The organism is Terrabacter sp. Ter38, from assembly GCF_024519435.1.
Classification (GTDB): domain Bacteria; phylum Actinomycetota; class Actinomycetes; order Actinomycetales; family Dermatophilaceae; genus Terrabacter.
Map to the genome: position 1 here is coordinate 1 of NZ_JALJRZ010000021.1, position 1,940 is coordinate 1,940.

A 1,940-nucleotide genomic window follows, 5' to 3' on the forward strand; every position below is an offset into this window, starting at 1 on the left:
GGCGGGTAAGTTTGAAGGGTTGCCCCGGAGGTCTCCTCGTTGAGGTGGTTGATGGTGTGTGTCCGATTCTTGAGAACTCAACAGCGTGTCAAAAATCGATGCCAAGTACCTCGTCCCGAGGCCTGGTTCGGTCCATCGTCTGGTGGTCTGGGTGGGTTTTGGGCGAATTATCCTTTGGTTGAATTGAACTTCTAGCTTTTTTGAGCTGGTGGTTCGACTTCAGTCGGGTTTTCGAGCCCTTTTTTGGGTTCAAAGTTTGCTCGCTGCGTGAGTTGCTCTTCGGGGTGGCTGGTGGTGGGTGTTTGAACATCAACGGAGAGTTTGATCCTGGCTCAGGACGAACGCTGGCGGCGTGCTTAACACATGCAAGTCGAACGGTGATGATGGGAGCTTGCTCTTGTCTGATCAGTGGCGAACGGGTGAGTAACACGTGAGTAACCTGCCCCAGACTCTGGGATAACCCCGGGAAACCGGAGCTAATACCGGATATGACACCAATCCGCATGGGTATGGTGTGGAAAGTTTTTCGGTCTGGGATGGACTCGCGGCCTATCAGCTTGTTGGTGAGGTAGTGGCTCACCAAGGCGACGACGGGTAGCCGGCCTGAGAGGGCGACCGGCCACACTGGGACTGAGACACGGCCCAGACTCCTACGGGAGGCAGCAGTGGGGAATATTGCACAATGGGCGCAAGCCTGATGCAGCGACGCCGCGTGAGGGATGACGGCCTTCGGGTTGTAAACCTCTTTCAGCAGGGAAGAAGCGCAAGTGACGGTACCTGCAGAAGAAGCACCGGCTAACTACGTGCCAGCAGCCGCGGTAATACGTAGGGTGCGAGCGTTGTCCGGAATTATTGGGCGTAAAGAGCTTGTAGGTGGTTTGTCGCGTCTGCTGTGAAAATCCGAGGCTCAACCTCGGACTTGCAGTGGGTACGGGCAGACTAGAGTGTGGTAGGGGAGACTGGAATTCCTGGTGTAGCGGTGGAATGCGCAGATATCAGGAGGAACACCGATGGCGAAGGCAGGTCTCTGGGCCATTACTGACACTGAGAAGCGAAAGCATGGGGAGCGAACAGGATTAGATACCCTGGTAGTCCATGCCGTAAACGTTGGGAACTAGGTGTGGGTCTCATTCCACGAGATCCGTGCCGCAGCTAACGCATTAAGTTCCCCGCCTGGGGAGTACGGCCGCAAGGCTAAAACTCAAAGGAATTGACGGGGGCCCGCACAAGCGGCGGAGCATGCGGATTAATTCGATGCAACGCGAAGAACCTTACCAAGGCTTGACATACACCGGAATCACTCAGAGATGGGTGCGTCTTCGGACTGGTGTACAGGTGGTGCATGGTTGTCGTCAGCTCGTGTCGTGAGATGTTGGGTTAAGTCCCGCAACGAGCGCAACCCTCGTTCTATGTTGCCAGCACGTGATGGTGGGGACTCATAGGAGACTGCCGGGGTCAACTCGGAGGAAGGTGGGGATGACGTCAAATCATCATGCCCCTTATGTCTTGGGCTTCACGCATGCTACAATGGCCGGTACAAAGGGCTGCGATACCGCGAGGTGGAGCGAATCCCAAAAAACCGGTCTCAGTTCGGATTGGGGTCTGCAACTCGACCCCATGAAGTCGGAGTCGCTAGTAATCGCAGATCAGCAACGCTGCGGTGAATACGTTCCCGGGCCTTGTACACACCGCCCGTCAAGTCACGAAAGTCGGTAACACCCGAAGCCGGTGGCCCAACCCTTGTGGGGGGAGCCGTCGAAGGTGGGACTGGCGATTGGGACTAAGTCGTAACAAGGTAGCCGTACCGGAAGGTGCGGCTGGATCACCTCCTTTCTAAGGAGCACTGCCCACACCGGTCCTTCGTGGATCCGGGTGTGGTGCCAGAGCCCGGTCTGTCCCCGAGTGTGGGGCAGCGGGTGCTCAAGGGTGGAACATCGATT

At 56.6% G+C, this 1,940-nt stretch carries 1 rRNA gene; it reads left to right on the forward strand.

The features are described from left to right. The first annotated feature begins 309 nt into the window (after nt 1-309). Nucleotides 310-1,833, forward strand: a 16S ribosomal RNA gene (locus tag NR112_RS22180). The last annotated feature ends 107 nt before the right edge of the window (nt 1,834-1,940 follow it).